At 29.9% G+C, this 21,904-nt stretch carries 25 protein-coding genes; 6 read left to right on the top strand and 19 right to left on the bottom strand.

Annotated features, from left to right (window positions below):
* Nucleotides 1-17 precede the first annotated feature (17 nt).
* On the bottom strand, nt 18-776 hold the full coding sequence (tarA, locus tag HMPREF2953_RS02200; protein WP_049335000.1) for an N-acetylglucosaminyldiphosphoundecaprenol N-acetyl-beta-D-mannosaminyltransferase TarA: 759 nt from the start codon (nt 774-776) through the stop codon (nt 18-20).
* 178 nt (nt 777-954) lie between these two features.
* Between tarA and HMPREF2953_RS02195 the strand changes: the two genes are divergently transcribed.
* Entirely contained in the window at nt 955-1,698 is a 744-nt protein-coding gene (locus HMPREF2953_RS02195; RefSeq protein ID WP_049334999.1) for a M50 family metallopeptidase, read from the top strand.
* Between the two features lie 41 nt (nt 1,699-1,739).
* Here the strand turns inward: HMPREF2953_RS02195 and HMPREF2953_RS02190 are convergent, their stop codons facing one another.
* The 10 genes from HMPREF2953_RS02190 to HMPREF2953_RS02145 form a co-directional block, all read right to left on the bottom strand.
* Nucleotides 1,740-2,387 (bottom strand): metal-dependent transcriptional regulator, encoded by a 648-nt coding sequence (locus HMPREF2953_RS02190; protein ID WP_070671570.1) that lies wholly within the window; start codon nt 2,385-2,387, stop codon nt 1,740-1,742.
* A 190-nt stretch (nt 2,388-2,577) separates the two neighbouring features.
* A complete protein-coding gene (locus tag HMPREF2953_RS02185) occupies nt 2,578-4,617 on the bottom strand; it encodes a cation:proton antiporter (protein WP_049334998.1) in 2,040 nt (679 codons plus the stop codon).
* Nucleotides 4,618-4,810: 193 nt separating this feature from the next.
* On the bottom strand, nt 4,811-5,311 hold the full coding sequence (locus tag HMPREF2953_RS02180; RefSeq protein WP_070671568.1) for a Na+/H+ antiporter subunit G: 501 nt from the start codon (nt 5,309-5,311) through the stop codon (nt 4,811-4,813).
* On the bottom strand, nt 5,286-5,588 hold the full coding sequence (gene mnhF2, locus HMPREF2953_RS02175; protein WP_017176022.1) for a Na+/H+ antiporter Mnh2 subunit F: 303 nt from the start codon (nt 5,586-5,588) through the stop codon (nt 5,286-5,288). Before mnhF2 ends, HMPREF2953_RS02180 begins: the two co-directional genes overlap by 26 nt.
* Nucleotides 5,585-6,067, bottom strand: a complete 483-nt coding sequence (mnhE2, locus tag HMPREF2953_RS02170) for a Na+/H+ antiporter Mnh2 subunit E (protein WP_049334996.1) — start codon at nt 6,065-6,067, stop codon at nt 5,585-5,587. Before mnhE2 ends, mnhF2 begins: the two co-directional genes overlap by 4 nt.
* Nucleotides 6,064-7,563 (bottom strand): Na+/H+ antiporter Mnh2 subunit D, encoded by a 1,500-nt coding sequence (gene mnhD2, locus HMPREF2953_RS02165; protein ID WP_070671986.1) that lies wholly within the window; start codon nt 7,561-7,563, stop codon nt 6,064-6,066. The genes mnhE2 and mnhD2 overlap by 4 nt, the downstream gene beginning before the upstream one ends.
* On the bottom strand, nt 7,553-7,900 hold the full coding sequence (gene mnhC2, locus HMPREF2953_RS02160; RefSeq protein ID WP_070671566.1) for a Na+/H+ antiporter Mnh2 subunit C: 348 nt from the start codon (nt 7,898-7,900) through the stop codon (nt 7,553-7,555). Before mnhC2 ends, mnhD2 begins: the two co-directional genes overlap by 11 nt.
* Nucleotides 7,897-8,322 carry a Na+/H+ antiporter Mnh2 subunit B gene (gene mnhB2, locus HMPREF2953_RS02155; RefSeq protein ID WP_049334994.1) on the bottom strand — a complete coding sequence of 142 codons (426 nt, stop codon included), beginning with the start codon at nt 8,320-8,322 and terminating at the stop codon, nt 7,897-7,899. Before mnhB2 ends, mnhC2 begins: the two co-directional genes overlap by 4 nt.
* Entirely contained in the window at nt 8,309-10,711 is a 2,403-nt protein-coding gene (locus tag HMPREF2953_RS02150) for a DUF4040 family protein (protein WP_070671563.1), read from the bottom strand. Before HMPREF2953_RS02150 ends, mnhB2 begins: the two co-directional genes overlap by 14 nt.
* A gap of 14 nt (nt 10,712-10,725) precedes the next feature.
* The gene (locus HMPREF2953_RS02145) at nt 10,726-11,283 is read right to left on the bottom strand and encodes a tyrosine-type recombinase/integrase (protein WP_049334992.1); all 558 of its coding nucleotides are present in this window, start codon (nt 11,281-11,283) and stop codon (nt 10,726-10,728) included.
* 142 nt (nt 11,284-11,425) lie between these two features.
* Here HMPREF2953_RS02145 and HMPREF2953_RS02140 point away from each other — a divergent pair, with 142 nt between their 5' ends.
* The 5 genes from HMPREF2953_RS02140 to sarA all read left to right on the top strand — a co-directional run bounded on the left by HMPREF2953_RS02140 (nt 11,426) and on the right by sarA (nt 14,770).
* Nucleotides 11,426-11,632, top strand: coding sequence for a sigS mRNA-stabilizing protein SroA (locus HMPREF2953_RS02140; protein WP_002448893.1), 207 nt, complete (start codon nt 11,426-11,428; stop codon nt 11,630-11,632).
* Between the two features lie 32 nt (nt 11,633-11,664).
* Nucleotides 11,665-11,886 carry a DUF2922 domain-containing protein gene (locus HMPREF2953_RS02135; RefSeq protein WP_002448911.1) on the top strand — a complete coding sequence of 74 codons (222 nt, stop codon included), beginning with the start codon at nt 11,665-11,667 and terminating at the stop codon, nt 11,884-11,886.
* Between the two features lie 181 nt (nt 11,887-12,067).
* A complete protein-coding gene (locus tag HMPREF2953_RS02130) occupies nt 12,068-12,994 on the top strand; it encodes a DMT family transporter (protein WP_070671560.1) in 927 nt (308 codons plus the stop codon).
* 270 nt (nt 12,995-13,264) lie between these two features.
* On the top strand, nt 13,265-14,080 hold the full coding sequence (locus HMPREF2953_RS02125) for an efflux RND transporter periplasmic adaptor subunit (RefSeq protein WP_256263306.1): 816 nt from the start codon (nt 13,265-13,267) through the stop codon (nt 14,078-14,080).
* Nucleotides 14,081-14,395: 315 nt separating this feature from the next.
* Nucleotides 14,396-14,770 carry a global transcriptional regulator SarA gene (gene sarA / locus HMPREF2953_RS02120; RefSeq protein WP_070671555.1) on the top strand — a complete coding sequence of 125 codons (375 nt, stop codon included), beginning with the start codon at nt 14,396-14,398 and terminating at the stop codon, nt 14,768-14,770.
* 244 nt (nt 14,771-15,014) lie between these two features.
* Here sarA and HMPREF2953_RS02115 read toward each other — a convergent pair whose 3' ends face one another.
* The 8 genes from HMPREF2953_RS02115 to HMPREF2953_RS02080 form a co-directional block, all read right to left on the bottom strand.
* Complete coding sequence (locus HMPREF2953_RS02115; RefSeq protein ID WP_070671554.1) at nt 15,015-15,830, bottom strand: alpha/beta fold hydrolase; 816 nt, start codon at nt 15,828-15,830, stop codon at nt 15,015-15,017.
* A gap of 157 nt (nt 15,831-15,987) precedes the next feature.
* A complete protein-coding gene (locus HMPREF2953_RS02110) occupies nt 15,988-16,704 on the bottom strand; it encodes a hypothetical protein (RefSeq protein ID WP_049434578.1) in 717 nt (238 codons plus the stop codon).
* A gap of 206 nt (nt 16,705-16,910) precedes the next feature.
* Entirely contained in the window at nt 16,911-17,417 is a 507-nt protein-coding gene (locus tag HMPREF2953_RS02105; protein ID WP_002448912.1) for an SA0570 family protein, read from the bottom strand.
* 132 nt (nt 17,418-17,549) lie between these two features.
* On the bottom strand, nt 17,550-18,344 hold the full coding sequence (locus tag HMPREF2953_RS02100) for an alpha/beta fold hydrolase (RefSeq protein WP_070671552.1): 795 nt from the start codon (nt 18,342-18,344) through the stop codon (nt 17,550-17,552).
* Entirely contained in the window at nt 18,345-19,049 is a 705-nt protein-coding gene (locus HMPREF2953_RS02095; RefSeq protein WP_049334986.1) for an HAD family hydrolase, read from the bottom strand.
* A 58-nt stretch (nt 19,050-19,107) separates the two neighbouring features.
* Nucleotides 19,108-20,064, bottom strand: a complete 957-nt coding sequence (locus HMPREF2953_RS02090; RefSeq protein ID WP_070671550.1) for a FecCD family ABC transporter permease — start codon at nt 20,062-20,064, stop codon at nt 19,108-19,110.
* Nucleotides 20,065-20,254: 190 nt separating this feature from the next.
* A complete protein-coding gene (locus HMPREF2953_RS02085; RefSeq protein WP_070671547.1) occupies nt 20,255-21,175 on the bottom strand; it encodes an ABC transporter substrate-binding protein in 921 nt (306 codons plus the stop codon).
* A 203-nt stretch (nt 21,176-21,378) separates the two neighbouring features.
* The gene (locus HMPREF2953_RS02080; protein WP_070671545.1) at nt 21,379-21,882 is read right to left on the bottom strand and encodes a DUF805 domain-containing protein; all 504 of its coding nucleotides are present in this window, start codon (nt 21,880-21,882) and stop codon (nt 21,379-21,381) included.
* Nucleotides 21,883-21,904 lie beyond the last annotated feature (22 nt).

Genomic DNA, 21,904 nt, shown 5'->3' with positions numbered 1-21,904 from the left:
TTAAGTCTCATCCTCTTTTATTTTTTCTTCTTATTCTGCAATTTCCAAACTTTAAACATAAATTTAGGAATACTTTTTATACGACCTATTCGCTTCCAATCAATAAGTAATCGGTAGACCCATTCCATATTTAAATTTCTAAAAAGACGAGGCGCTCTTTTTTTAGTACCACTAAACACTTCTAATGAGCCACCTACGCCCATCATTACTGTATGCTTAAAATTACTTTCATTTTTTTGAATCCATTCTTCTTGTTTTGGAACACCCATTCCAACAAATAAATAGTCAGGATTGAAACGTTGAATTCTTTTCACTACAGTTTCATCTGACAGGTCAATATACCCATGATGATACTCAAAAGTAACATTAGGATATTTCTGTTGTAATTTGTGTTGTGCTTGCGCAACAATTTCATTTTTTGATCCTAACAAATATACCTTTTGACTTTGCTCGTGTGCAACTTTAATACATTCTTCCATAAGTTCAATACCTGGTACACGTCGCTTTAATGGTTGTTTTAATCTATTAGAAGCTTTAACTACACCTGTACCATCCGCAATGATATAACTTGCACTATTTATAAGCTTTCGATAGGTTACATGTTCAGAAGCATACACTACGATTTCAGGATTAGCAGTTACAATAAACAAGTTATCATTTGTATTATTTTCAAAAAAATGTTTAATATTTTCAATCATATCCAACATTGTCACATTATCGAATTGTACGCCTAATATATCTACTTTATCGTTTTTTTTCTTTTTTGAACTATACATTTACGTTAACTCCCTGCTTTCTTACCCTCTTTATATGTTGTAATGAATTTATAATAACATCAACTTATTCATCATATATTATTTTTGCCATTGTATTCAAAAATACGTCTAAAGTCTAAAGGACCAGTTTATCTTAATGATTTATAATAGAAGTCATACTATTAACGTGAGGTTGATTATGGATTATTTGCAACAATTTTTAACTACGACTGTTATCTTAAATATTTATTTAGTCATTATTATAGCAATATCTTATATCATTATTCATCAAAATCGACATTGTTCTTTTAATCAATATTTAGATATTTATCTAAATTATATTCCAGTACTGACTCATGAAATGGGTCATATTCTATTTAATAAGTTAAGTGGGGGGCATGCTAAAGATCTTGTCATTGTTGTACGCCCTAGTGAACGTAAAGAAACGTTACAACAAGGCTATGCAATAACACAATCTAAATCAGTTACTGGACAATGTATTACGACATTAGGTGGATATGTCATGCCACCAATCATGTTAATGATAGGTTTTTGGACCATTCATTTTAACTATCCAAGCTTATTTTTAATCTTATATAGTTTGATATTTATGTATTACCTTATTTTAACATCTCGAAAATTGTCTCCCATTATCGTTTTAATCATTTTAATTTCATTATTGTATTTTTTATTGCAAGGCAATAATCAATTTATGATTTTTTATATCGTAGTCCTCCTATGCCATCTTATCTTAGGTGTCCTATTAGGAGAAGTTTTGCAATCTAGTTGGACAATTATATTATTGACTTTCCAAAGAGTAAAAACACATTGGGATGGTAATACTTTAGCTGAATTGACACATTTACCAACATTATTTTATAGTCTATTTTGGATTATGATTAACGGTTTCTCTTTATATTTAATATACAAATTTATGATTTAAAAACGGCTCATCATATTCAAATTGAATAGACGACCGTTTGTTTAATTTTTCTCTACAAATATATTCATTGCATTATCATAACTTAGAATCGTCATAGTTGTATCATTATTTATAATCATGACTTTGTTGGTTTTATCTTTGGATACTATTTCAATGTTATCTCCAATTGAAATATGCTTACTGGATAGATAAACAAGTAAATCCGTTCTATCGCGAACACGTTTAATGTTTACTATGTCTCCTTCATCATATTCAAGTAATGAGTCATTATACTTTTCTTTATAAATATAATTTCTTGGAATAACTCCTCCATGCGGACAAGTTTCAGGATAATTTAACAGTTTATCTATCCTTTCTAAAAATAAGTCAGAAATTTTATGCTCTAAAATTTCCGCTTCTTGATGTACTTCTTCCCAATTATAATTTAACACTTCAATTAAAAATTGTTCTAATAAACGATGTCTTTTTATAATATCGAGTGTATGAGAGAGACCTTCTTTAGAGAGTTTTACCCCTTTATAATGTTTAGTTTCAACAAATCCAGCTTTTTCTAAACGACTTATCATTTCACTTACAGAAGGTGGTTTTATATCTAAATATTGAGATAGTATTTTATTTGAAACGAAAGCGCTATCACCACCATTAGTTAGAATTGCTTTGAGATAATCCTCTTTTTCTTCAGTTAACATGATTTCACCTCATAAACAGTTTCATCTTATTGTATCACGAATGGTTGCGTAATGTGATTGTCTTCTATTATCTTACAATAAGAGGAATACATCTTAAATTTCAATGTTAAACCTTTTATTTATACTTAAAAAAACCTAAGACATAGCGAGTTGTCTTAGGTTTAGTATTAATCATTATTGAATTATTAAATTAGTCAGTTAAACTGTCTACAATAACCATTTCATCATAGTTAATTGCCTCACGTAATTTTAAAGCTGTCGCTTCTGTAATCTCTTCATCACTAATAAGTTCAGTTAAAATACGACGTTGCTCTTTTAAAGCATTCAACTTAATTTTAGTAATTGAATCTTCAGAACGTGTGTTAAAGAAGTTAGATGGTGATAAGTTGTCTATTCTCATTAAATATCCATCACATATCATACCCACTTCTAATTTATTGTCTTCATTTGCCTCTCCCACAAGTCGGCTTACAACATTATAATGGACTCTTTTATTGATTTTAGAAAGTTCCATTAAGTTTTCAGTAACACTTAATGATGAAGCTGCATTTGTACGTGTACGAATATGACGTTTCAAAAGTAATCCTCTAATTCCAACAATAATACGACGAATGAGTGAAGCTTGTCTATAAACTTGTGTACGTTCAGCAAAACGCATATAGTTTTCTAGCATACTTTCCGTAATTTCGCCTTCATCTGCTAATTTTTCAAGTGTTTTTGTTTCTACGTTAAAAGCAATGCGTTGTAAACGTTCAAGCTCTTTTGAATTCTCGTCATCTTTTTCTACTGATTTTAGGAAAGTTAATTTATCATGATATTCTTTAATGACATTTCCATATCGATAGCTTGTTTCAAAGGAGGAATGTTTGTTTAAATAATCAATTACGTGTTCTAAAATATAAATTCTTGCTTCTTTAAAATTCATACTTCCTATTTTAGGTTGAGGTGCATTTTTCGTAACAAAAGGTAAAATGATTTGTGCAATGACTAAGCTTAAGATAACCATTCCTGAAGAAATAAAAAGTAAATCATTACGATACTTAAAGGCTTCATGATTTTGTAAATAGTAAGGTAACGTTAATGCGATGGCAAGTGAAATTGTTCCATGAACACCACAAAATGTCATAATTAACGCATACATACTTCGTTTAGGTGGTTTCTCTTTCGTATTTGTCCCCTCATCATTCATTAATTTTTGGAATGGACTGACTGATAAATAAAATAAAGGATATAGTACATAAACCCAAATAAATCTAAATACATATACAGCCAATGCTACTAATAAAGTAATTCCTATTAAGAAAAGTAAGTTATGTGGTTCACTTTTAATAATTTTTACAATGACTTCCGGCACTAAGAAACCAAGTATCGAGAATACAAAACCATTTAGTGCATAGCCTAAAATATTCCACGTATGGTTATAACTTAGTTGAAGGCGTGTACGTGTTTGAGCAATACGGTCACGTTCAAAACCATGAACAAGTCCGGCTACTACAGCAGCAATAATACCTGAAGCATGGAATAATTCTGCCACAAGATAGGTTACAAACGGTGTTAACAATTGAAGAAATACAAACATATTAATATTTTCAATACCACGTCGTGTTAACGTTAGACGGAATCGAACAAGTAATATACCGATTAACAATCCTACAATGGCCCCTCCTATTGAAGCAATTAAGAATTGTTGAATCGCTTCAAATAATGAGAAAGCGCCAGTAACAAGTATCCCTACTGCTATTTTAAATGAAATGATACCTGCAGCATCATTTAATAAAGACTCACCTTCTAAAATCGTCATTGCACCTTTTGGTAATACTTTACCTTGAGTAATAGCTTGCACTGCCGGAGCATCGGTAGGACAGAGAATTGCGGCAATCGCAAACGCTGCACCAATTGGTAAATCTGGCCATACTAAGTGAATAAATAACCCTACACCTATGACGGTAGTAATTACTAAACCTAATGCCATTAACATGACAGGTTTAATATATCTTCGTAAATGTACCCTAGATACATTAACACCTTCAACAAATAATAAAGGTGCAATGGTAGCTAGCATAAAGAGTTCAGAATCAAAATTGAATTCAACTGGTACAGGCAATATAAAGAGGATCATTCCTAATATGATTTGAATAAATGCAAGAGGTACTTTAGGAATAAAAGTATGAACAAAGGAGCTTACAATAACAACAGCTAGAAATATGAGAATCGTTTCAAATATTTCCAAACTTTCACCCCATTATTTCATATTTAATTTGAGATATAAGATACATTGTCATCTTATTTATTTTAAACGCATATAGTTATTATCTACCGTTTTTATGCTCTCAATTCAATATCAATTTTATCATTAAACTATATTCAGATTAACTAACTTGCACTTTCAAAATAATTCATTTAAAAATTATTAAGATATACAATTATTCTTCTAAATCTTCAATATTTTTATCACCTTGTTGTTTTCTTTCTTCAGCTCTATGGTTTTTAATATCATAATACAGTTTTTCTCGTTGTTCTTCTCTTTTTTTAGCACGACTTTTTAACTCCTCTCTTGTATTAAATTCTTTTGAACTTAATAAAATGGAAGATTGTCTTGGTGCATCATCTTTTCTATACATGTATGCTCCAGTTCGATAAGCTGCTCTAGCAACAAGGTGCATACCAACAGCAGACGTTAAATTAATAAAGACAATGGATAATAATAAACGAACACTAAAGAGACCTTGCGCCGTCGTAAAGTATATTAATACCCCGATTAAAGTAAGTAATACAGAAAGCGTTGAGCTTTTCGTAGAAGCATGACTACGTAAAAAAACATCTTGAAATTTTACAATGCCTATTGCACTAATCACTGCAATAATACTTCCTAGAAAAATAAGGATAGACGCAATCAACTCAGTGACGCTTTTTATGAGTTCCATTGAATACCCGACCTCCTCCAATAAATCTAGAAATAGATACAGAGCTTACAAATGAAATAATCGCAATTAACATAATTGAATCTAAGTACGCATCAGTATCATAAATCACGCTAACCACCCCAACAATGCACATAATTACAGCACTGGCTGCATCAAATGCTACGACTCTGTCTGCTGTTGTAGGACCTTTAATCAAACGAAACAATCCAATAATAAATGCAATACCAAATAATATTAAAGCTCCTGTACTAAAAAAGTTAGTCATCGCTTGGATCATCGTGACACCTCCATAATTAAACGTTCATATTGTTTAATACTTTTTAACAAATTAGCTTTTTCATTTTCAGAAATGTCTATACTATGAATAAAAAATTTATTGGTTAATTTTGAAATTCTAATCACTGTCGATCCAGGCGTAATAATAATTAAAATGGTTAAAAATGTAATGGCCCAATCACTTTTTAACTCTGTTTCATATGTGAGAAGACCAGGATTCATATCTTTTGTTTTAAATAAAATATATTTAATGATACTAAGACTTGAAGTAATTAACTGATACAAATATATGGCTAAAAACTTAATAGCTACCCATATTTTTACTAAATAAAATTCTTGACCAAAGAATCGATGAAGGATATAAATAACAATTAATCCTATAAGATAGCCAGATACAAAGGTAGAGAATAAAAAAGAACCTTGATCTTGAAAGAGTACCCATAGAAAAGCAATTAAGATATTCAATACAATTTGTCTCATTTATTCTCCTCCTTTAAATGCGAATTAACTAAGTGATGGAAGTAAGCATCATTTGTATTTAACTCTGTTGCATTTTTAGTAACATTCATAACAATTGGTGCCGCAAGACCCATAACTAGTACAATTACAGTTAGTATGCCAATCATACATTTTCGATGAACAGGCAATGGGTTGTAATCAACTTGCTCGCCATCTGCATCTCCAAAGTACATAATAAATAGTATTCTAAATAGACTATACATTGCTAAAAGACTTGTTAAAATCATGAGTGCTAATCCAATGTAATTACCATTTTGAACCGCCCCTTGGAAAATAAGCACTTTACCAGGGAACCCACTAAATGGAGGAACTCCGCCAATCGCGAAAATCATAACAATGAATGCTACGCCAAAGAAAGGCTCTCTCTTTGCCAAACCATATAAATACTTATATTCTCTATAACCAGACATATAAACTAAACTACCAATAATAAAGAATAATAATGTTTTTACTACAATATCGTTTGTTAGATAAAAAATAGCACCATGAATTCCAGCAAATGTATTTGACCCTAAGCCTAAAATAATAAAACCAATTGATAAAATAACTTGATATGCTGCAATTTTCTTTATGTCTTTAAATGCAATGACTCCAAAAGCACCAATAACCATTGTAATACAAGACATAAATACAAGTATGGGGTGTGTAATATTTGGATGTTGATCAAATAATAAAGTAAAGAAACGAATTAAAGCATATGCTCCCACTTTCGTCATCAAAGCTGCAAATAAAGCTGCGAGCTCAGTATTTAATACTGCATAAGCTTTAGGTAACCACATAAATAAAACTAACGATGCTTTTGAACCAAATGCAATCATAAATACAATTGCAATGACAACTACCATTTCATTATTGTGAACATCGTCTAAGCGTAATGCAACTTGAGAAAAGTTTAATGTCCCTACTAATTTGTAAAGTAAACCAATACCTAATAAAAACAACCAAGAACCAATAATATTTAAAACAACATAGATAATAGCTGCTCTTAATTGTTCTACTGATTGTCCTAATGTTACAAGCACAAATGATGCAAGTAGCATAATTTCGAACATAACGTAGAGGTTAAATAAGTCAGAAGTTAAAAAAGCACCAATTACACCGGTAGTTAAAAATAAAATAAATGTTGGTAAGTAATAGCGATTCACACGTTTTTCAGCAGGTCCAAATCCATATGCCATAATTAAAGTCACTACAAAAGAAGCGATTGTTACCATGAGTAAACTTAAAGTATCACCTAAAAATTGAATACCAAATGGTGCTTTCCAACCACCAAAATCTAAAGTGATAGGTTTATGATTCATCACATAAATCAATAAAACTAGCGAAATAAGCGTATTAACCGTCATTGTTCCAATATATAAAATCTTCGAAACTCTATTTTTATTCTTCGTAAATACAAGTAATAATGCACAAAGAAGTGGTAAGAGAATCGGAAGGATTAATAAGTTACTGTTCATCATCTTCATCCTCCCTAAGCACATCAATTTCTGATTCTTTTGTAACACGATATGTTCGATAAACTAATACAAGTAAGAAAGCTGTCATACCAAATCCAATAACAATTGCAGTTAAAACAAGTGCTTGTAATAATGGATCGACATAATTGGTATTTGAACCACGAATAAGTGGTTCTGTTACGTAGTCACTATAATGACCCATACTCATAATAATCAAATTACCAGCATGCGTATAAATCGAAATCCCTACAATAATCCGAATTAAATTTAAAGATAATATCATGTATGTCGCTAAGAATACGAGAAATCCTATGATAAGTAATAAAATAAGATTCATGATTTACCCCCACTCAATGCCAACATAATTGTGACAATTACACCCACTACTGAAAGTACTATGCCTAATTCGAAAATTGTCACTGTAGTAATATGCATTTCATTAAATATTGGTAAATGAAGTGTAAATTCACTTTGATATAAAAATGGTTTGCCAAAAAAGGTAGGCGCAATTGCTGTGATTAAAGAAATAAGCGCTCCAATAATCATTAATTTTCTAAAGTCGATAGGTAAACTGTCCAATACTTTTTTTACATCGAAAGCTAAAAACATCAAGATAAAAGCTGAGCTAAAGACGAGACCACCAATAAATCCTCCTCCTGGATTATTATGACCCGCTAAATAAATGTAAAAACCAAAAGTAAGTAAAATGAATACAACAATTTTAGTTACTGTTTTTAAGACTACGTCATTTTCTTTCATCTTGACCCCTCCGATCTTTGTAATTTAATAATGTATAAATACCTAAACCAGCAATAATTAATACCAAACCTTCAAACATAGTATCAAGCGCTCTAAAATCACCTAAAATGGCATTCACAATATTTTTACCACCTGTGAGTTCTTTTGCATTCATATAATATTTAGAAATTGTTTCTAAACCATCACCTTGTTGTGCCATAAACACAAGGGTTACCACTGCGCCTGCAAAAATGAATGCTACAACAATTTTCATAATTTCTTTTTTCTTATCTGCTTTCTTACGTGAAATATTTGGTAAGCGTGAAAAACTAACAATGAATAATATTGTAGTCATCGTCTCTACCACAAGTTGTGTTAAAGCTAAATCAGGTGCTCTCATGATCAAATAAAATAATGCAACTGAATAGCCAATAATTCCATTTAATATTACCATCGTTAAACGTTGTCTTATAAAGACAAGTGCTATACCAACAACACTGATTGAAATAGCAAGCAGTACTTCTAAAGGTCCAAAGTCAGTAACATGCATTAGATGTAGTTTAGGAAACCCTACTCTTAAAAAGCCATACGCTACAAATAGTGAAAACACTAAAAGTGTAATCACATTATAGTAGTTTAATCGGTTCGTCATTACACCACGAATACTACAGCCAGCATAATGTTCAAATACACTATAAGCTTTACGATAGGAATTTGTAATAGACGCTGTTTTGATTAAGCGATGCGTTAACACTTTCCAATTTACTTTTGTTGCTAAAATAATTCCTAAAATAATAACAATGATACTAAAAATAAGCGGTAAATTAATGCCATGCCACTGGGATACATGTGGTGCCATCTTATCGACTTGGATACCTAAGTTTGTGACATTTCTTAATGCAGGTAAAACAATCGGATGCGTAAAGGTATTTGGGATAAAGAAGATAACAGGTAGCATCACAGCAAAGATCATTGCTGGTAAACTGAACAACCATGGCTCATGAATATGCTTTTTAGGAACTTCTTTTTCATTAAATTCTCCCCAATATGTTTCTTTTAGCATGTAAACTGCATAGACAAACGTGAATATACTTGCAATCACGCCTAATGCCACAATTATGATAGTTAAAGTTAAACTAAATTGCTCTAATTCAATAGATTTAACTAAAGAATCAAAAAACATTTCTTTACTTAAAAAACCATTTAAAAATGGTACTCCTGCCATTGATAATGCAGCAAGCGTCATACTCACATGCATTTTAGGAAAGAATTTTCTCATGCCATTTAATTTTCTAATATCTCTTGTGCCCGCTTCATGATCAATAATACCTACACCCATAAATAACGTACATTTAAATAATGCATGATTCATGACATGGAACAAGCCTGCAAATAAAATTAATGTGTAAATTTTAGCCATTGGTCCGCTTGGATGCTGTGCAATACCTCCACCTAAACCGACCATTGTCATAATCATCCCAAGTTGACTAACTGTAGAATAGGCAAGAATTCCTTTCAAATCGTATTGTCTTAAAGCTGTAAGAGATCCAAACATCATTGTGATTAATCCTACAAAAGTAACAATATAAATATAACTATTACTTAAGCCTAATACAGGTGTGAATCTAAAAAGTAAAAATATACCTGCTTTAACCATTGTTGCTGAATGTAGATAGGCACTTACAGGGGTTGGGGCAGCCATAGCTTTAGGTAACCAAATATGAAATGGAAATTGAGCTGATTTTGTAAAAGCTCCAATAAGCATCATAATGATCATTGGAATAAATAAAGGATGCTCGCTAATATGATGACCTTGCGATAAAATTTCAGTAATTGTATTCGTACCTGTCATTATGTACAACATAATAAAACCTGTTAATAATGCTAAGCCACCAAATACCGTAATCATAAACGACTGTATTGCACCTAGCTGACTATTTGCATTACTATACCAATACGAAATAAGTAAGAAAGATGAAACACTTGTGAGTTCCCAGAAGATATACATAAGGATGGTATTATTAGATATTACTATACCTAACATACTAAACATAAATAAAAGTAAGTATATGAAGAATCTAGGTAAGTTATCACCATTAGGTGTTAAATATTGAGTAGCGTAAAAGAAAACAGCTATCCCTATAATAGAAATAATTAAAGCAAACATTAATCCAAGTCCATCTAGTCTTAAATCTAAATTCAAATCAATGGCTGGCATCCAAGCTATTTTAAAAGAAATCACTTTCTGATGAAGTACATTAGGAATTTGAGATAAGAAGTAAACAGAAGCAATCACTGGAGCAAATAGGGAAATATATCCTGCATAGCGTCTTAGAGGTCTAATAAATAAAGTGATTAGAACCATACCCATGATTAGTAAAAGTGCCCCTAGTAAATAAATTAAACTCATCAAAGCCCTCCTTTTTATAAATTTAAAGCAATAATTGTATGATGATCTTCTTTAGGTGACAAACCAATAAATTTCAAAGTTTCATGCGTAGTCTGGTGTCCTAAATATTTTTGAATAATCGCAATAGAAATACCCGATTTATAAGCATGATATGCAAAAGTTTTACGTAGAGTAGTTAAACCAATATGTAAAAGGCCTAATTCTTTAGCTGCGTGGTGAATAATTCGATAAGCTTGCTGACGTGAAAGTTCTTTATGTGTACGAAGAGACTGAAATAAAAGATGATGATCTTTCAACTGATTTTCATAGATATATGTATCAAATTCATTTCTTAAATCAGAAGGTATCATAATTTTGATAAATGGAGCGCTTTGTTGAATCCAAGCTGTCTTTATTTCTTTATTTTCCTTATTCTTTATATCTTCAACTTTAAGATGTAATAAGTCAGTAAGTCGCATACCTGTATGTATCGCCAGTTTAAATAAAAGATAATCTCTGTCTGATTTCATTTGTAACACGTGATACATCTTCTTAATATCATTCTTTTTCTTAATAGGTTCTACATAATTCATTTATCCACCTCAAAAAAGTTTCTTATTTAATGATATATCATATTTTAGTAACATTGAAATATTTCGCTCAACTTTTTTTGATTTTAAGTTACTTTTTTTAAAAATATTTTCGATATATAAAGTGTAAGGAAGTGAAAGTAAGATGAACGAAATTACTCAGTTATCTGTTATTTGTACTCACGTTACACATGATACAAATGGAAAAGCTAAAGAAATTAAACGTCGATTTAATAACATTAATACACGTGCTTCTGAAGCAGACATCAAATCATTTGTAACAACAATTTCAAATTTGATTGAAGAATCTTTCGATAAAGTTGAAGTTGTAAAAACCCAAGGATTAGTTTAATGAATGATTTTATTAAAAAGGAGGTATGAACAATGTCAAAAACTTTAGAACTCATATTTAAGACAAATCTAAACAAAACAGCTAAGTTACAATTACCACAAATTTCAGCAACAATAACAGAGGCAAATGTACAATCAGCAATGGAAAATATCGTTAAATTAGATGTTTTAAGATTTACCAGTGGCGCTCCAAGCAAAGTCGCTTCAGCTCAGATTGTAGATAAAACAACAACAGTTTTATTTGAATTAAATTAATTGACATAGTAGACGTATGTCACAATATCAAATTTTACTTTACGTCTTCTAAACAGTAGATTGAGAATGGATAAAGCGTTCTAAAAGAGTTTTATCCGTTCTCTTTTTTTAGTATAGAATTTTTTTATAAATTTACGTATAATAATCGTATTTGATAGTAAAAATAATGGAGGAATTACGTTTGCTTTTTTTATTTATACTTGGAATTATTGCTGGTATGATGGTTCCTATTCAAACATCGATTAATTCTAGATTAGGTCGATTTACAGAGTCATCTTTTTATGCCTCTACGATTTCTTTTTTTGTAGGAACTCTATTTTTATTAATACTTAATATCATTTTTAATATCCAAATGTTCTCAAGCTCATTTTATGCTGGTCACTCTATTGATTATCATTGGTGGGTTGGTGGCTTGCTTGGTGTATGTTTCTTAACAGGTAACTTATTACTTCTTCCAAGATTAGGTGCAGCACTTACGGTTGTGATGACAGTTGCTGGTCAAATTATAATGGGTGTTATGATTGATACATTGGGGTTACTTGGGGCCAATCAAACATCTTTTACTTTTTTAAAAGGTGTGGGGATTATCGTTTTATTGTTCGGAATTCTTCTTATGAACCATCTACCTAAAAATAAACTTAAAGATAAAAGAAATATCTCACTTTATATTTGGTTGTTAATTGGCTTTATTTTCGGATTTGCGCCTCCGCTACAAACTACAATCAATAGCGGGCTTTCAAAGCAAATGGATTCTTCTTTATTCGCTGCACTAGTTTCTTTTACTATTGGAACTATTGCGTTATTTATTCTAACAATAATATTTAATAGAAGTCTAAAAATTAAACTATCACAACAGCATCTCGGTCGTATTAAACCACTCTATTTTATTGGTGGGATTTTAGGCGTCGTATTCGTTACATCTAATATTATATTAATGCCCTATTTAGGTGCTGCTCTTACAACTATTGTCGCAATGCTTGGCCAAATGATAATGGGCGTCATTATTGATCACTTTGGCATTGGTGTACCTAAAAATGAAATGACTTTCCGTAAATTTACAGGATTAATCGCTATAGCAATTGGTATTGTTTTATTACGTTTATTTTAATGGCTACTAAAATTAAACTTTTATCTAAATCTTCGTCTTCTTAATGCAATAATTGAGAAGACTTTTTTGATGTCATCATTTCGTTATGTTGTATTTAGCTCTAAACTTGTATAATAAATGCATATTAATGTTTAGAGGTGATTATATTTGAAAAAGTTTTTATCCCCCTTATCAATAATGTTAACCTTCCTCCTTCTCCTTATTATTTCGTTTGGATTTTATATTTATTCTAAAATTCCTAAAACGACTCATTTGAGCAAAATAGAAACGATGACTGTAAAACCTCATTACTCTCTTTCTTTTCAAGGCGTTCAGCAAGCTAAACAAAGTTATACACTTTATTATGAGCCCTCATTAGGCATTAGTTCAGATATTCTAGTAAAAAATAATGAGGTTATATCTAAAGATACACCCATATTTAAATATTATAATCCGCACATCGAAAAACATATTCTTGCAAAAAAGAAACTTTTATCTTCAATACAACACTCAAATAAAATATCCTCCGATAACTTCAACCAACAAGTTCAATTATCTAATGATATACTCAATTTACAACAACAACTTCAAACACGCATTTATGCTCCTATTAAAGGTCGAGTCACTGTACTTCAGCCTTTCCCTTCAAAATCTCATACTGAAATTATGCAAATTAATAGTGATGAACGAATCATTCGTGCTAAAATCAAGGAATCTCAACTTAAACAACTTAAAAATAATCAACTTGTTCAAGTTTCTATTAAAAACACTAGGCAATTTGAAGGGAAAATTTTATCTATTTCTTCTATTCCTTATAAAACTGAGACCTCTTCCTCTTTTTATTATGTAGATATTTCTACAGATCCTTCCTACCCTATTGGATACCATTTTGATCTTCACTTAGGAACAACAGAATATGAATTACCCGATAAAGTCATTTACAATAAAAATTATGTTCTAGTTATACATAATAAAAAAATTATAAAAAGAAACATTAAATATATTAAAAGTAAAAAAAGTGGGTATATTATGGTATCCAATGGATTAAATATTGGAGATAAAATTATTACGCATCCTTCTACATCTTTATTAGAAAGCACCGAATAATCTTTTGTTTTAGCATATTAAACTTTAATTTTATAATATGGAGCATCATAATAATTGTTCTTAATTAAATCTTTTATAAAATTTGCTTATTTTTATAAACAAAGTATTAATTAATCAAAACATTGTTTTATTAAGTACATTTTCGTTTACTTTCTAATTTTATTTAGTTATAATTAACTAAATAACATAGAATTAAATTAATTTATTTAATCTAAATTATTAATAGCTTTTTTAAACTAATAGATGACGTTATATATAGATAAATTTAACGGATGCATAAAAAATAGAGAGAATATTAGTTGGGGAGGTCTTAAAATGGCTATTTCAAAAATCAATGACTGCTTTGAATTATTAGCAATGATTACTTATGCAGATAAATTGAAAAGCATTATTAAAAAAGAATTTTCGATCAGCTTTGAAGAATTTGCTGTTTTAACTTATATTAGTCAAAGTAAAGAAGAAGAATATTATTTAAAAGATATTATTAATCACTTAAACTACAAGCAACCTCAAGTAGTAAAAGCAGTGAAAAATTTATCTCAAGAAGATTACTTCGATAAAAAACGTAATGAGCATGATGAAAGAACAGTATTGATTCTTGTAAATGCAACGCAACGTACAAAAATTGATGAGCTACTTAATAGAATTAACAAACGAATCGAAGAAGCTAATAAAGAAACAGAATTATAATAGTAAACTATAAAGAGACTAGAACTTAAAAAACCTAGAATAATAGCCCGTAGATAACATTTGTCTACGGGCCTCTTTTATAGCCATAATTCATATTATATGATGTTGTTTTCTGTAGAATAACTTCATTCTAATATTTATAAACACTGTTTAATCATTCTTTATATCTAGAACACCGCTCTTTAGATTGTTCTGTTTTCTTAGATGTTCGATTATAGATAATTTTGACTCTATGCTTACAATTTTATATCAATAGATTTGTAGTATTAGATACATCATTTTTTTCTACAAAATTTAAATATAATGTTAAAAATTTCTCTTCTTCTTCTATATGAGGTGCATGCCCTGATTCATTAAATAAAACATAATTTATATTTTTAAATTGATTTTCAAACTGTTGATTCTCTTTATTGATAATAATTGGGTCATAACGTCCATCTACTATCATAGTTGGAACATTGATCTCATGTGTGACTGTATTTGATTGATTCTCTGTATCTAATAAGGCTCTTGATGCTACTGCACTATCTTCATCATCTTGTTTACTATATAAACGTTGACGTTGAAACCACTTCATTGCAACATCATTTTTCTTATAAATATATGGAAATAATATAAGTAACGCTTCAGATTTATTAAACCCCGCTACTTTATCTTGGTGCTCAATCATTAACTTTGTAAAACCATGAACAATATCTTCAGATTTAGAAGATATAATTGTTAAAGATCGCACTTTATCTTTATATTTTTCGGTAAAAGCTTGTGCAATCATTCCACCCATATCATGTCCTAATAAATGTGCGCTTTTAATACCTAATTGCTGCATTAACATAGTTAAATCTTTAATGTGATCATTTAAGTTATAACTCATAGGATGTGTAGATTTTCCATGGCCTCTCACATCGTAAACAATGACTCTATAGTGTTTTTTCAACTCTTTTTTTAATGAGTAAAACCCAGCTAAATTACCATCTAAACCATGAATTAAAATAACGGGAATGCCTGTACCTGCATCTTGATAGGCTATCTTTATTTGATTAGACGTTTCAATTTTTTTCATATCGGCACCTCCCTTAGTATTTACTATACCCACTAAAACATATTTAACGCTATAAACATGTATACAATTAATTATTTTTTTATTTAAAAATTTTTATATAATTTAAATAAAAAACTCAACCCTATTCATCATGGTTGAGTTAAAATCAGATATTTTATTAAATACTTCTTCTAGATGATAATCGTATAGTATATGTAACAATTAATACGACGATAATAATCCAAATGATAAGTGAAACAGTTTGAGCGACATTTGAATTTACAATAACAGCATCAATCGTCTTTTGAGAGAATAATAAACCTACTGCTGTATATTCTAATCTTTTAAAAATAACCCCGCATAAACTCATTATAAGTCCCATAAAGAAAATAAATTGATGACTATACATAGTAATAGGAACAATACCTATAGTGAGATTAAATGCACGCATAATAATAAGAATTAAGGCAATAATTGCAATCATATAGCCTATGATTATCTCTGTGCGATTACTATATAAATATTTTTTCCGAGCAATTTGTATATGAATAAAAATAGTAATCGGGAAAATAACAATACAATAAAACAAAGATAATATGGTTGCAGCTTGGAATGGAACGTATTGCTTATCATATAAATATGAAATTAAAATAAAATTGATAATAAAAAATATAATAGGATTCAATTGTAAACCAAATAAATTCCGTTGAATAATTAAGATAATTTGAGCCGTTGCTTTTCCCCTAAAATCAAGATAATCTTGCTTTTTTGCTTCAGATTTTTTAAAGTCGTTACGTATATTTTCTTTAATGTCATCGATAAGTTTAGGGGGCATACCTTTATGAGTAAAATAATCATTCACATTTTCAAGTAATAATTTATCGTTTGATCGCATATGTTGCTCCTTTATCGAATGCAAGTTTTAAAATACATTCAATTCATTCATTTCAACATTTTATCATAGATTTCAATTGATTTCTTTTCGTAAAAAAGAAGTAGGACAACGAATTCCAGATGGAATTCGTTATCCTACTTCTATATATTTCATTATCTTTTAAATGAAATCAATGATACGTCATTTTAACTAACTACTTCATTACATTATTTGTTAATGTCAATACGATATAATTTTAATACTTTGTCTTTAGGTGAGCTTGAACCAAATTGATAGCTTGTTTTACCGTTTTGAATATAAGCAAAATTGCCGCTTACACTATTATATTGAACGCGTTTAATGGCTTTTTTACCTACACTTTGTGCTACTTTTTGATAAGTTGGACCATTGGCTTGATTATAAGTCATTGATACTCTAGTTACATAACCAGTATTTTTTTTACCGATTGCAGTAACAACTAATACACCTTTGTTTGTATGGAATTCATAGTATTTTTCTTGATTATTTGGATTATATGAATAAATAGGTGTGCCATAGTGATTAATAACATTTTTAATTGATTCACCTATAGTCACATTTTCTAATGTTTTTTGACCTTGAGTTAATTGTTGTACAGTCTGAATCGAATTACCACTAGCTGCTTCAGCATGATTATAGCCTACTCCTGTCATTACTAGTCCAGAAACTAATAGGGCTGTTGCTAACTTTTTCATAAGCATTCGCTCCTTTTTCTTTTATGCTTAATTACAGTATACCCTATTTATGATCAAAATAACAGAAATATTACAAAAACATTACAAAATATTTCATTTTTATAATACATTAATATTGGTAAACAATACTATTTAGTGTTGAGGCATATGTTTTTTTATAAAAGGTGTCACATCATGGATAAACTTCTCTTGTTCTTCTTCAAAAGGATACACGCTTGACTTCGAATACACTTCGAAATATACATTTCCTATTAAATCTGCTACTTCTTTAGATTCAAGAGATGTTATTCTTTCTCCATAAGCACTTGCAACTATAAATGTGGGTTTAGTGATGTACTCAAATACTTCTGCAATTCCTCTTTGTTTAAATACTTCATCTACTGCTTCTGTCTCTTCTTTAGTAGAAATTGAATTAGTATCTTCGACATTTTTTAAGAACTTATTCACTTTACGATGTTTATAATAGCGATGTTTATCTAAAAACTTCTCTTGTTTATCTTCATTCCAGTTACGGATTTTATGTGCGTATTTTCTAAACAATCGTTCTTCTGGTAACTCTCCTTCAATAGATGTCGGATTGATCATTGTTAACGAAGATACATACTCTGGATATTGCTTTGATAAATGCGCAATAATTGTAGCACCCATTTCATGGCCAATAAAAGCCGCTTGATCTATGTAGAGATAATCTAATAATAAAATAATATCATCTGCAAATTCATTGAATTTAATATGTCGTGGTTTATCTGAATATCCATGACCACGTAAATCCAATAATACGACTTGAAATGTTTTTGAAAGTGCATGAGCTAAATTTTGAAAAATTGAAGCATTTTCAAACGCAGTATGTACAAGCACTACTGGGTATCCTTGTCCCATAGTATTGTAATTTAATGTAAATCCACCTTTTCTTGTAAATAATTCCATTTAATTATCTCCTTTTTTTTGTTTATTTACGGATAAAATCGTTAAGAGCTCTTCTATTGTTGTAATGATATAATCTACTTCTTCTTCTAAAGGTTCTAATTCAGCATTTTCTTGTTTATACCAAACACTTACCATTCCCATAGCACGTGCAGGAGCAACATCATTTAAGGCATCATCTCCAACATACATAATTTCTTCTGGTAAGACGCCAAGTTGATCAATCATATCTTCAAAAATACGTGGGTGAGGTTTGCGGTAACCTACTGTTTCAGAAGTTGATAAATAATTAATCACATGTTCTATTCCTAATGAATAAATCCGAAATTGTTTGATCTTTGATTTCCCGTTTGCAATTACACCTAGTAAATAATCATGCTCTGACAACTTTTCCAGTGTGTATAATGTATCGTAGTATGGAAATACATATCGATAGAAATGCATTTCGAAATCATGAAATAAATCTTTCCATTTCAATCTATCGATGTGAAATTGTTTTATTATTTCTTTATATACATAAGGTTTATCGTTATCTTCATCATCATCTAATTCTATAAATTTATGTTTAAAGTCAGCAAGTTGTACATGTACAAAATAATCATGAAAACGTTCATATTGTTCTTCTATAAATTTATCTCGAGACTTAGTTCTATCCAATAATGTGCCTTCTAAATCGAACACAACTGCTTTGATTTGGCTTAAGTCCATTTTTATTTACCTCTTATCAATATAATTATTCTTATTTTAATAATTTTTGTTCACTTCACTAACGTGTTGTATTAGATTGAGTGACTAAAATATAAAATAATATGGGTATCCCAACAAGTGATAAAATAATACTTGCTGGAATTTGCACTGGATTGATAACCATCTTCCCTATAACATCAGCGAATAGCATCGTTAATGCACCTATCAATATGTTTAATGTCATTTGTATAGCAAGACTATATTGAAAATAATATCGTCTAATTAATTGAGGTACAATGATGCCAATAAAACCTATCACACCTATAAACGCTACTGCTATAGCTGTCATAATAGATGTTAACAAAAGTACAATAAATGTTATCCATTGCACATTTAACCCTAGAGACTTACTTTTAGCTTCTCCTAATTGCAAGAGCTTAATGGGTGTAACTAAACTATATATCACAATAATGATTGGCAAAGAAACCATTGTAATATAAACGAGCTCATTCATTTCGGCATTCGCAAATCCTCCGAAATAATAGGCTAACATACGATTCGTACGTTCAGGTTTAATGAGTGTAAGTATATATATTAATGCATTAAAAAAAGCGCCTACCATAAGTCCAGATATGATGAGTACTCTAATTGGAAAATTTCTAGACAATACGATTGTCATTATAACAACAAGTAAAAGTGTCGTGATACTAAAAATGATAGAAAAAATTGGAATAAATAGAAAAGATACGCCTAAAAATATAGCTAAACTTGATCCAAAAGTCGCTCCACTCGCTAAACCAAGTGTAAAGCTATCTGCTAAAGGATTATTTAATACCGTTTGAAATAATTGACCCGTCAACGTTAATATAGCTCCTACCATAAGCGCCTCAAATGTTCTAGGAACTCTAACTTTTAAAAAAATCATTTGATTAAATGCTTGATGTAATGACCCTAAATCCCAAAAAAGACTTATAGCCATTATGATACATAAGAAAAGTGTCCAAACTGAAAATGTTAAATATAGATGTCGTTTCATTTCCACTCACATTTCAATTATTATTTATTTCCTATATTACAATGAATATATCCTTACGACTAATTAAAATAAGATTACAAAATAATTCTTTCTCTGTTTTGCTCAATTTACAAGAATCTATGTTGTATAAAAAGCCTACAACATTGTCAATATCGTTGTAGGCTTTTGAAAAGTCTCTCATCTTAACGTTTTAACGTTTATAAATTGCATCACGTAATTCTTTCATACCCTCATCTATACGAGGTCCTGGTCGTGAAATTTCGTCACCATTGACTGTTTCCACACGTTCATTTTTTACTGCGTTGACTTCAGAGAAACCATCACGTTCTTTAATCACTTCATAATATTCTTCTTTTGAAATACCTTCAGTTGAAATTAAAATATCAGGATTTTTTCTAATAATACTTTCTTTATCTACTGCTTTCCATCCACTAACATTTGAAAATACATTTTTTGTATCTAGTTTTTCTATCATATCATTGAAAAAGGTTTCTTTTCCTGCTGTATATATTTCAGGTTTTGAAGACACTTCTATAAAAACACTCTGTTTTTTATGATGTGCTGGAATTGATTCAATTACTTTTTGAACATTAACTTTTGTTTCTTTGACTAACTGTTTCGCCTCTTTTTCACGATGAGTCACTTTACCTACTTGCTCAAATGAATCGTAGACTTGATTTAAAGACTGAGCGTCTTTAACATATACTACCTTCACACCATTATCAGCTAAACTATCAAGTGTTTTTTTAGCAGATGATTTTTGAGATTCATGAGCTAAAATCAAATCAGGTTTAGCTTTTAAAAGTGCTTCTTTATTTAAGTTCATTGCATCAAATTGTTGCTTGCCTTTTTTCACGTTTTTTGGATAATCATCAACTGTTGATACACCTATAATATTTTTTCCAAGACCAAGTCTATATAATATTTCAGTATTACTTGGAATCAAAGATATAATACGATGATATGTATGAGTATTATCATTGTGATCCGTTGTTTCTTGCTCAGTTGAGTGCGTAGAATGATGTCCTTTTTCACTCGATTGGTTTTGTCCACACGCTGCTAAAACTAATACTAATGTAAATAAAATAATCCACAGCTTCTTATTGTTCATTTATAAACCATACCTTCCTTTCACAATTTTGTTTATTTCATATATTTATCATACCAAATTATTTATATCATTAATTTAATTCTATAAATTTTTATTGTGTAATTTTATATTATTGGTTAAACTTAATGATTTAATTCAATTTCAAAATAAAAAAAGAAGGAAACAGATTTCAAAATACATTCTGTATCCTTCCTTTTTTCATATTATACAGCAGCTATTTTAGGATTTGGACCATACTTATTTGTCCCCTCATCACTATCTTTTATTGTAAATGCAAAAGTGATCACAAGAATAATAAGTAAGACTAAAGACATCGCTGCCAACATAATTCCTGATTCAAGCGCAATCATTCCGTTGAAAAAACCATCAATTGAAATACCGTATGTTCTATCTACAATACTTGAAATTTTTCTAATTAATGTAAATATTAAAATAATAAGAGGCAGAACCAATGTGTGCCCTGTATCATGTAAACGACGCACCGTCATCGTAAACGTTCCTATAAAAATAATGATATCAATGATTTCATACACAATATCAAAAAATGTATGCCCTCCATTTAACCCCAAAGTAATGATATTAAAAAGTAAACTAATGATCACTAAAATAATACAATTAGCTAAAATAGCAAACCAATAATGACGTCTTCTAGTTCGACTTTTTACATTAAAATAATTTTGCCAAAATAATTTGAATGCTTCTATCATGTTTAAGCTCCTTTTATTCATC

It is taken from the genome of Staphylococcus sp. HMSC072E01 (assembly GCF_001814125.1).
Classification (GTDB): domain Bacteria; phylum Bacillota; class Bacilli; order Staphylococcales; family Staphylococcaceae; genus Staphylococcus; species Staphylococcus hominis.
Note: the sequence above shows the minus strand (reverse complement) of the source record. Positions and strands in the feature narration are given on the sequence as shown.

Coding starts and splice junctions, on each gene's coding strand:
- HMPREF2953_RS02090 (WP_070671550.1), bottom strand. CDS start 20,064: ATGAAACGACATCTATATTTAACATTTTCAGTTTGGACACTTTTCTTA.
- mnhF2 (WP_017176022.1), bottom strand. CDS start 5,588: ATGATCCAAGCGATGACTAACTTTTTTAGTACAGGAGCTTTAATATTA.
- HMPREF2953_RS02105 (WP_002448912.1), bottom strand. CDS start 17,417: ATGAAAAAGTTAGCAACAGCCCTATTAGTTTCTGGACTAGTAATGACA.
- HMPREF2953_RS02190 (WP_070671570.1), bottom strand. CDS start 2,387: ATGTTAACTGAAGAAAAAGAGGATTATCTCAAAGCAATTCTAACTAAT.
- HMPREF2953_RS02110 (WP_049434578.1), bottom strand. CDS start 16,704: ATGCGATCAAACGATAAATTATTACTTGAAAATGTGAATGATTATTTT.
- HMPREF2953_RS02095 (WP_049334986.1), bottom strand. CDS start 19,049: ATGGACTTAAGCCAAATCAAAGCAGTTGTGTTCGATTTAGAAGGCACA.
- HMPREF2953_RS02195 (WP_049334999.1), top strand. CDS start 955: ATGGATTATTTGCAACAATTTTTAACTACGACTGTTATCTTAAATATT.
- HMPREF2953_RS02180 (WP_070671568.1), bottom strand. CDS start 5,311: ATGGAACTCATAAAAAGCGTCACTGAGTTGATTGCGTCTATCCTTATT.
- mnhB2 (WP_049334994.1), bottom strand. CDS start 8,322: ATGAAAGAAAATGACGTAGTCTTAAAAACAGTAACTAAAATTGTTGTA.
- mnhD2 (WP_070671986.1), bottom strand. CDS start 7,563: ATGAACAGTAACTTATTAATCCTTCCGATTCTCTTACCACTTCTTTGT.
- HMPREF2953_RS02150 (WP_070671563.1), bottom strand. CDS start 10,711: ATGAGTTTAATTTATTTACTAGGGGCACTTTTACTAATCATGGGTATG.
- mnhC2 (WP_070671566.1), bottom strand. CDS start 7,900: ATGAATCTTATTTTATTACTTATCATAGGATTTCTCGTATTCTTAGCG.
- HMPREF2953_RS02125 (WP_256263306.1), top strand. CDS start 13,265: ATGACTGTAAAACCTCATTACTCTCTTTCTTTTCAAGGCGTTCAGCAA.
- tarA (WP_049335000.1), bottom strand. CDS start 776: ATGTATAGTTCAAAAAAGAAAAAAAACGATAAAGTAGATATATTAGGC.
- HMPREF2953_RS02085 (WP_070671547.1), bottom strand. CDS start 21,175: ATGAACAATAAGAAGCTGTGGATTATTTTATTTACATTAGTATTAGTT.
- HMPREF2953_RS02140 (WP_002448893.1), top strand. CDS start 11,426: ATGAACGAAATTACTCAGTTATCTGTTATTTGTACTCACGTTACACAT.
- HMPREF2953_RS02145 (WP_049334992.1), bottom strand. CDS start 11,283: ATGAATTATGTAGAACCTATTAAGAAAAAGAATGATATTAAGAAGATG.
- HMPREF2953_RS02100 (WP_070671552.1), bottom strand. CDS start 18,344: ATGGAATTATTTACAAGAAAAGGTGGATTTACATTAAATTACAATACT.
- sarA (WP_070671555.1), top strand. CDS start 14,396: ATGGCTATTTCAAAAATCAATGACTGCTTTGAATTATTAGCAATGATT.
- mnhE2 (WP_049334996.1), bottom strand. CDS start 6,067: ATGAGACAAATTGTATTGAATATCTTAATTGCTTTTCTATGGGTACTC.
- HMPREF2953_RS02080 (WP_070671545.1), bottom strand. CDS start 21,882: ATGATAGAAGCATTCAAATTATTTTGGCAAAATTATTTTAATGTAAAA.
- HMPREF2953_RS02115 (WP_070671554.1), bottom strand. CDS start 15,830: ATGAAAAAAATTGAAACGTCTAATCAAATAAAGATAGCCTATCAAGAT.
- HMPREF2953_RS02135 (WP_002448911.1), top strand. CDS start 11,665: ATGTCAAAAACTTTAGAACTCATATTTAAGACAAATCTAAACAAAACA.